Annotated in this window: 1 protein-coding gene; it reads right to left on the minus strand. The window is 70.5% G+C overall.

Features of this window, described 5'->3' with window-relative positions:
- Window positions 1-556, minus strand: a 556-nt coding sequence (locus AC1DWF_RS34290) for a TonB-dependent receptor plug domain-containing protein (protein ID WP_476842944.1), incomplete at its 3' end; no start/stop codon positions are given.
- Window positions 557-726 lie beyond the last annotated feature (170 nt).

The following is a 726-nucleotide window of genomic DNA, read 5'->3' on the forward strand; positions in this document are numbered from 1 at the left end:
GGGCGGCACTGGCGGTGCCGTCCCAGCCGCGGCTGCCGCTGTTCCAGGCGCCGGTCGTGCGGCCCTTCAGAACCTGGTCGGGCAGGCTCGTCGGGATGCGGTTGTTGATGACGTTCACCACGCCGCCGATGGCCTGGGAGCCCCAGCGCAGCGAGGCCGGGCCGCGGATGACCTCGACCCGATCCGCCGTCATCGGGTCCAGCGGAACGGCGTGGTCCTCGCCATAGGCGGAGACGTCGCCGGCGCCGAAGCTGTTCTCCTGGATACGGACCCGGAAGTTGTCGAGGCCGCGGATGATCGGGCGGCTCGCGCCGGGCGCGAAGGTGGTGGCGGAAAGTCCGGGTTCGTCGCGCAGGGCATCGCCGAGGGAGCGGGCCGGGGAGGCGGCGATGGCCGGCTGGTCGAGGGTGGTGACGGGGACGAAGCTGCCGGGCTGGTCGCCGCTGACGGGGCTGGCCGTCACCGACATCTGCGGAAGGGTGATGGCATCCGGGGTCTGGGCCGGAGCCGCGGCCGGCAGGAGGCCGGCAACGATCCAGAACGGCAGTGAACGCATGACGGGACCCCTGAGGCTTCAGGGGATATGTAATATTATAACATTCAAGCCGACAAGCCGGACGCTATAACATCCAGGTCAGGGCCGCCACAGCCAAGGTATGGGCCTCGGCTTGCGGGGCATGGGCCTGCCCCTCCGGTGTCGCGAGCAGGTCCGCGGCCACGGCGTCG

The sequence above is a fragment of the Aminobacter sp. P4_D5 genome (assembly GCF_056401815.1).